A 7,428-nucleotide genomic window follows, 5' to 3' on the forward strand; every position below is an offset into this window, starting at 1 on the left:
AGTTGGTTAGAGCGCTACGTTGACATCGTAGAGGTCACAGGTTCGAATCCTGTCGCGCCCACTAGGTATTGATCAAAGGGCTCGACGCGAACGATCGAAGGAGAAAAATCCAGCCCGTCGCGCCCTCGCGAACAAACAAGAAATCGAGCAATGGGGCCGTAGCTCAGTTGGGAGAGCGCAGCGTTCGCAACGCTGAGGTCAGGGGTTCGAGCCCCCTCGGCTCCACTTACGTTGCCACCATAGCTCAGTTGGTAGAGCACGTCACTCGTAATGACGGGGTCGTCGGTTCAAATCCGACTGGTGGCTCTTAGTTGGTGTTTAGCCCTGTGGTGTAATTGGCAACACGCCTGATTCTGGTTCAGGAGAGTCTAGGTTCGATCCCTAGCAGGGCTACTGTGATTCGCGTGGAAGATCGCGTGTTTCGTGGGAGGGATGGCCGAGTGGCTTATGGCGACGCCCTGCTAAGGCGTTGGTGGCAACACCGCGTGGGTTCGAATCCCACTCCCTCCGTGAAGGGCACTCGACGGTACGTTCCCTGGTCGAGCGCAGGTCGTGTGCCGGACCAATAGCGGCCGAATTGGACGGGTGGCCGAGTGGCTTAAGGCGCACGATTGGAAATCGTGTGGACATTGTCCGCGTGGGTTCGAATCCCACCCCGTCCGTTAGATAGAAGACCCGTAGGTCTCGGGGCGTGGCTCAGTCCGGTAGAGCGCTGCGTTCGGGTCGCAGAGGTCCCCGGTTCGAATCCGGGCGCCCCGATTGGACACTCCGCACGACTTGTCCGGCACGTGCCGGATCAATAGCCCGATCCGGGCGCCGACCCAACGCAAAGCCCGGATCCAGCGGCATCGCCGCAGGGTTCGGGCCTTTGTGGTTTTGGAGCGCTGGCAGAATGGTATTGCACTCGCCTCGAAAGCGAGCGCCCGAAAGGGCTTGGGGGTTCGAATCCCTCGCGCTCCGTATGAACCTCCAGGTCGAATGACCTGGAGGTTTTTATGCTATAAAGGAAGTCACGGGAGCCATCTCCGTGAGTGACCGGCCACTGTATATCGATGGGAATCCCACGGAGGACCTGTTCCTGCTCGGTCAGATCGACGAGGTCTGAGTCTGGAACATCGACCTGTGGCTCACGACATGGCCATACTCCTAACCGAAATCTTCTCAACCCACTTCACTCAGCCTGCAGAAATCGCGACAATCCTTGGCTGTGAGCGCTCTCCCCCGCTGGCGCCCACCCATTTGGAGCTTGAGTGAACCCCCTTTTCCTGTCGCTGGCACTCGTAGCTCAGGTCAGCCCCGCCGCTCAGGAGTACAGCGGACGGGCCGGTGAGTTGGAGGCGGCGCCCCCGAGAGTCGAAGCCCCTTCGATTTCGATCGATGCCCGCCTGGACGAACCGGAGTGGTCCACCGCCGCAGTACTGACAGACTTCACGCAGTACACACCCGTTGAGGGTGTCGTCGCCTCACAACGGACCGAGGTGCTGGTCTTCTACTCCAGCGACGCAATCTACTTCGGCTTTCGCGTGTTCGACTCAGAGCCGGACAAGATCCTCGTGAATCTACTGGAGCGCGACCGATCCCAGAGTGATGACTGGGTCCGCATCATGCTCGACACATTCCACGACGAGCGGCAGGCCTACACGTTCTTCATTAGCCCCTACGGCATCCAGTCTGACGGTATGTGGATTGAGAGCATTCAGGCGATGGGCGGACCGACGGGGCCCAAGGTAGACTTCAACCAAGATTTCATTTTCGAGTCGAACGGGCGAGTGGTCGGAAATGGCTGGATCGCGGAAGCCAGAATTCCGTACGTCTCGCTGCGCTTCCCTGAAGTGCCGGAACAGGATTGGGGACTGCAGATCGCCCGTGGCATCATGCGAAACAGTTACAAGTCCACATGGGCTCCTCTGACCGTCAACGAATCGAGCACGCTTGCCCAGAGCGGGACACTTACGGGACTGCGCGACCTGCGGCCCAAGAGACTGATCGAACTCAACCCGGTCGCCACGGGCAAACTCGAGGGTTTTCGTGAAGACAAGGGCTTCGTGCGGCAGAGCCCGGAAGCCGAACTCAGTTTGAACGGACGGCTTGGAATTACTCAAAATCTGGTTCTCGACGCGACGATCAACCCGGATTTTTCTCAGGTCGAGGCGGACGTCGATCAGATTCAGGTCAACGAGCGGTTCGCTCTCTTCTTCCCGGAAAAGCGATCCTTTTTCCTCGAGGGGATGGAGGTTTTTCGCACGAACCAGAACCTGGTCCACACACGCCAGATCGTCGATCCGATTGCCGGCGCAAAGCTGACCGGAAAAGTCGGGCCCTTTCAGGTGGGATACCTAGGCGCTCTCGATGAAAGCCCGAGGTCACTGCACGACGGCGAGGGAGAGGCGCTTTTCAACATTGTGCGGGCACGCGCCGATCTGGGCGCAGCCTCGACACTCGGCGTCATCTACACAGACCGCACCCTCACCGGAGGTGGCAGCGGATTCAATCGAGTGGGCGCGGTCGACACGCGGCTCCTCTTTGGTGGTCGCTACACGTTTGCGGGCCAAGTGTCCGGCAGTTGGACCCTTGACGACAGGCCTCAGGCAGAGGCCGTGTTCGCACCCTCGGTGTCACTCAACTTCCTGAGAGCAGGGCGCAACTTCAGCTACAGCGCACGACTGAACGACCTCGACGAAGATTTCGAGACTCAGACGGGGTTCATGCCACGCACGGGTGATACGGAGTGGGCAGGAACGCTCGGCTTCGACCTCTTCGGAGATCCAGGGGACGTCCTCGAGACGTGGGGTGTCGACCTCGTCACGAACAACTTCACTCGACAGGATGAGTTCTGGTCGGGCGGATCACCGTACGAGTACGAGATCGAGCTGCACCCGACGATCGCATTCAGGGGAAGTCGTCGCGCGAACAGTATTCTGAAATGGGGTGGGTTTCGATTCCTTCCCGAGCACTATTCTTCGCACCAGGTCGTGAGCGACGACGGCACGCCCGCGCCCTACTCGCTGCCGCCTGAGCTAAAGAACATTCTCGGTATCGCGATCATGCCGAACATCCGCTTCAACGACGTTTTCACTCTCTCCGGCGCGATCATGTTCCGAGAAATCCCGCTCTTTGCGGAAGGTTCGCGTGGCTGGGAGAACCGACTCGCGCCCAATCTGAGAGTGCAGCCATCCGAGACCCTTCGTATGGAGGCGAGCTACTCATGGGTGCGCCTCGAGAGGGCCGAGACCGGATCGCATTTCAGCACGGCTCACATCCCACGACTGAAGGTGCAGTACCAGTTCAGCAAATCGTTGCTCACCCGAGTCATCGGTCAGTACGACCTCGAGAAGCGCGAGGCACTGATGCATCCCGTGACGGGTCAGGCAGTCCTCGTGAACGGATCCCTGCAGGACGAGCGAGAGCATGGCAATTTCACGGGCCAGGCCCTCATCTCCTTCGAGCCGTCACCCGGCACCATCTTCTTCATCGGCTATAGTCGAGTGATGGACGGACCGTACGGCCTACCTCTCTATGAAAAGGAACTTCGTCAGGACGGCTTCTTCATGAAGCTCTCCTACCTTTTCCGCATCTAGGCGACGAAGGCCGGCTTTGGCCAAACACTCTCAACGCTCGATCCTCCTCTTCTGGCTGCCACTTGCGGCAACCTGGGTGATGATGGCATCCGAGGGTCCGTTCCTCGCCGCCATCATCGCGCGACTCCCGGATCCGACGTTCAATCTGGCGGCCCATGGTGTGGCATTCGCATTAGCCATTCTGATCGAAGCCCCGGTCATCATGCTGATGAGTGCGGCGACGGCAGTCGTGAAGGGTCGAGCCAGCTTCCTAAAGCTTCGCAACTTCTCTCGAGGCCTTTGTCTGGGAACGACGCTGGTGCTGCTTGTCGTGTTGATTCCGGGTGTCTACAACCGATTGATCATCAGCGGCATGGGCGTTCCCGCGGAAGTCGCGGAACTCACGTACGGAGCGCTGTGGTTCTTCCTCCCGTGGCCAAGCGCGATCGGCTACCGCCGCTTTTTGCAAGGTGTTCTGATCCGGTCTGGGAAGACGAAGTTGGTGGCCTATGGCACAATGATTAGGCTGGTCGCGATGGTCATCGCGGCCCTGATCGGCTTCTTCGTTCTGGGCATCCCTGGGTCCTGGGTCGGTGCGCTCGCACTCGGAACCGGTGTGACCGTGGAAGCGATCGTGGCCCGCTTCATGGCAGCGCCCACGGTTCGCGCGATCCTCGCTGGTGAGATGGACCAAGGCGAGCCCAGCAACGTCACCTACGGTGACATCGCAACGTTCTACTGGCCGCTCGCATTGACCTCGCTGATCGGGCTTACGGTTCAGCCGCTCCTCACGTTCTTCATGGGGAGGAGCATTGCCCCTGTGGAATCGCTCGCGGTCTTCCCTGTCGTCCACTCGATTTCGTTCTTTTTCCGCTCGATGGGTCTCGCGTTCCAGGACACCGCAATCGCCCTGATGGGCAAGAATTTCGAGCATTACGCAGAGCTCCGGCGGTTCGCCTTGTCCCTTGGCACGGCGACATCCGTTGGCCTCGCAATCGTAGCATTCACTCCGCTATCGGATTTCTACTTCGCGACGATATCAGGGCTCTCACCAGATCTGGTGAGGTTCGCGCTACCGCCCACACAGATCATCGTGCTACTCCCCGCCTTGTCAGTCCTGCTCTCGCTTCAGAGAGCGATCCTCGTGGAGAGCCGACGCACGAGTCACATAACGGTCGCGAGTGCTGTGGAGGTGCTGACGGTGGCACTCACGTTCATGACGCTCGGATGGGGATTCGACTTCGTTGGGGCCACCGCCGCGTTCTCAGCATTCTTTGCCGGGCGGCTCATGAGCAACGCGTATCTCGTATGGGGATGCCGCGGCCTGGTGAAGCAGTAGCGGCAGCGGAATGGCTCAGAGGGGCGCGATACGCTGAAGTCCCTGAGCGCACGGCTTCACAGCGAACCCGACACACTCCGGATCGCCCGTGCCCGCGTCGAAGATCGCATGCATCGCTGCGGCGACCCCGTCCGCATCGCCGGGTTCACACATTGCTATGAGCCCCGACCCGGCACCGGACACGGTCACAGCCCATGCGCCCGCATCAATTCCTGCGGACATGGCGCCGAGGACGCTCGGGATCAGAGAGAGCCGGTGTGGCACATGGAGCTCGTCCTTCGTGCCGATCCGAATCAGATCCGGGTTTCCTTCCGCGAGACCACGAACCAGTGCTACGATACGCCCCAGCGTCGCTGCAGCCAGATTGTGCGGCACTTGCTTGGGAAGCAGAGCCCGCGCTTCCTTCGTTGAAACACCCGCCGCAGGAGCCGCATAGGCGAACCCCACGGACTCGCTCAGCGTCAATCCAATCACCACGGGTCCGTCTGCCGTCTTAGCTACCGCTCGCAGTCCACCGAAGACACTCGGCGCCGCGTTGTCACCGTGACCTTCGTCCCTGAACGCAGCCGAAAACGAGAGGTCGTTGTCCTGGGCCTCACCCATCGCAGCCCGAGCGAGATCGAAGCCCGCAAGCTTCGCACTCGCCGACGTTCCCAAGCCACGTGCTACCGGGACTTCAGAGTGGAGCCTGAGCGTGCCGGACGCAGTAATTCTGCCCCGCTTTAATTGCTTCGTCAGGGCCACCGCAACCAAGTCGTCTTCGTTGGTCGCATCGAGTCGCGCCAGCGTCCCGGACCGTTCGACCCTTAGGGTGCCACTGTCATCCGGCTGGAACTCTGCGTCGAGATATTTCTCTAACGCGAGACCAATCGTATCGTAGCCAGACCCAAGATTCGACGTCGAGCAGGGTACACGCACGCGCGCAGCGCGAAGATCTGTGACGTTGGTCACCAAGGCAACCTCTCAAGCACGTCGGTCAAAGTCTCTCTGGTCGAGTCCATCTCTAGGATAACTTCGGGTAGCGCAGCGGTCCGATCCAGATTCGGCGGAACAGACACATCGACACCGGTTGCCTGCCTTACCACATCGGGGAACTTAGCCGGATGTGCCGTCGCGAGAACGACCACCGGAACCCCTGGATTGGCATCCTGTCGGATCGCAGATTGGAATGCTACGGACGTATGGGGGTCCATCAGATACCCGGTCCGGTCATAGAGCGCCCGAATACATGCGACGGTTTCCGAGTCCGTCACTGACCGGCCCACCACCGAGGCGCGGAGAGCTGTGTCGTCTCCGCCGTACAACCACCTCAAGCGCTCCAAATTGCTCGGCGCACCCACATCCATGGCGTTTGAACATGTGGTCACCGAAGGCCGAGGCGTGAAATCCGACCCATTCAGAAGATCGACGAAGCCTCGGTTCGCATTCGAAGCAGCTGTGAAGCCGCTGGCCGGCATACCCGACCGTACGGCAAGCAGCCCTGCACACAGGTTTCCGAGGTTCCCGGAAGGGACAACGAAGTGGGCGCCCATATGACTCGCTCCGGTTGCCTCGAGTTCGGCTGCCGCATGGAGGTAGTAAAACGATTGGGGGAAGAGGCGGGCGACGTTAATCGAGTTCGCGGACGTAAGGCCATGGCGCAAATGTAGGGCGGGATCTGCGAAAGCATCCTTCACCAGAGACTGGCAGTCGTCGAAGGTCCCACTCACTGCGATTGCGTGCACATTTCCGCCGAGGGTAGTCATCTGACGACGTTGACGGTCACTGACACCCCTTTGGGGATAAAGTGCAACGACCCGGTGGCCGGGCACGTTATGGAAGGCACTGGCCACTGCACCGCCGGTATCTCCTGACGTGGCGACCATGACTGTTCGAGGACTCGCTGTGCCTCCCGACAGATTCGGGAGGAGGTGCGCCATGAAGCGAGCTCCAACGTCCTTGAAGGCATGGGTCGGCCCATGGAACAGCTCTAGTACGAATCGACCCCGCTCGACTTCAACGAGTGGCACCGGAAACGAGAACGCACCCTCCACGACGTCACGGAGAACAGTTGCTTCCACTCCAGGGAAGAAACCCGGGGCCACAATGCGCGCAGTGTCGGCAAAGGATCTACCAGGCCCAAGGGAAGCTCCATCCCGGCTACATATGGGCCATCGTGGTATCTGAGGCAGTGTGGTGGGGACAAAAAGACCACCGTCCGGCGCGAGGCCGCGGAAGACGGCTTCAGCTAGGTCGACCTCCGGACCGCCGCGGGTGGATCTGAACGTATTCACAGAGACAAGATAAAAGGCCGAGGGTCGATGTGGCCTCCTCTAGCGAGAAAGGCGCCAGCACCCGGGCGGGTGCTGGCACCTTTACTGACCCGAGAAAGAAGCATCACCTACTTTTTGGTTTTCTTCCTCACAGTCTTCTTCTTAGCGGCCTTCTTCGGAGCAGCCTTCTTAGCGGCCTTCTTCGGAGCAGCCTTCTTAGTGGCTTTCTTCGGAGCAGCCTTCTTAGTGGCTTTCTTCGGAGCAGCCTTCTTAGTGGCTT

General features: G+C 60.0%; 4 protein-coding genes and 7 tRNA genes. 9 read left to right on the top strand and 2 right to left on the bottom strand.

Annotated features, from left to right (window positions below; translation table 11 throughout):
* The first annotated feature begins 152 nt into the window (after positions 1-152).
* From OSA81_12945 to OSA81_12985, 9 genes are all read left to right on the top strand, one after another.
* Positions 153-225 (top strand) — tRNA-Ala (locus OSA81_12945).
* Between the two features lie 8 nt (positions 226-233).
* Positions 234-306, top strand: a tRNA-Thr gene (locus OSA81_12950).
* Between the two features lie 14 nt (positions 307-320).
* A tRNA-Gln gene (locus OSA81_12955) sits at positions 321-393 on the top strand.
* 33 nt (positions 394-426) lie between these two features.
* Positions 427-510: transfer RNA gene (locus OSA81_12960), tRNA-Ser, on the top strand.
* Between the two features lie 69 nt (positions 511-579).
* Positions 580-662: transfer RNA gene (locus OSA81_12965), tRNA-Ser, on the top strand.
* A 23-nt stretch (positions 663-685) separates the two neighbouring features.
* Positions 686-759 (top strand) — tRNA-Pro (locus OSA81_12970).
* Positions 760-878: 119 nt separating this feature from the next.
* Positions 879-960 (top strand) — tRNA-Ser (locus tag OSA81_12975).
* A gap of 290 nt (positions 961-1,250) precedes the next feature.
* Positions 1,251-3,578 (top strand): DUF5916 domain-containing protein, encoded by a 2,328-nt coding sequence (locus OSA81_12980; protein MDE0899914.1) that lies wholly within the window; start codon positions 1,251-1,253, stop codon positions 3,576-3,578.
* Between the two features lie 16 nt (positions 3,579-3,594).
* Entirely contained in the window at positions 3,595-4,896 is a 1,302-nt protein-coding gene (locus OSA81_12985; protein ID MDE0899915.1) for a hypothetical protein, read from the top strand.
* A 15-nt stretch (positions 4,897-4,911) separates the two neighbouring features.
* Here OSA81_12985 and OSA81_12990 read toward each other — a convergent pair whose 3' ends face one another.
* The gene (locus OSA81_12990; protein MDE0899916.1) at positions 4,912-5,847 is read right to left on the bottom strand and encodes a homoserine kinase; all 936 of its coding nucleotides are present in this window, start codon (positions 5,845-5,847) and stop codon (positions 4,912-4,914) included.
* On the bottom strand, positions 5,844-7,169 hold the full coding sequence (gene thrC, locus OSA81_12995) for a threonine synthase (GenBank protein ID MDE0899917.1): 1,326 nt from the start codon (positions 7,167-7,169) through the stop codon (positions 5,844-5,846). Before thrC ends, OSA81_12990 begins: the two co-directional genes overlap by 4 nt.
* Between the last annotated feature and the right edge of the window lie 259 nt (positions 7,170-7,428).

This window comes from Longimicrobiales bacterium (assembly GCA_028823235.1).
In the GTDB taxonomy this organism is placed as follows: Bacteria; Gemmatimonadota; Gemmatimonadetes; order Longimicrobiales; family Gaopeijiaceae; genus UBA2589.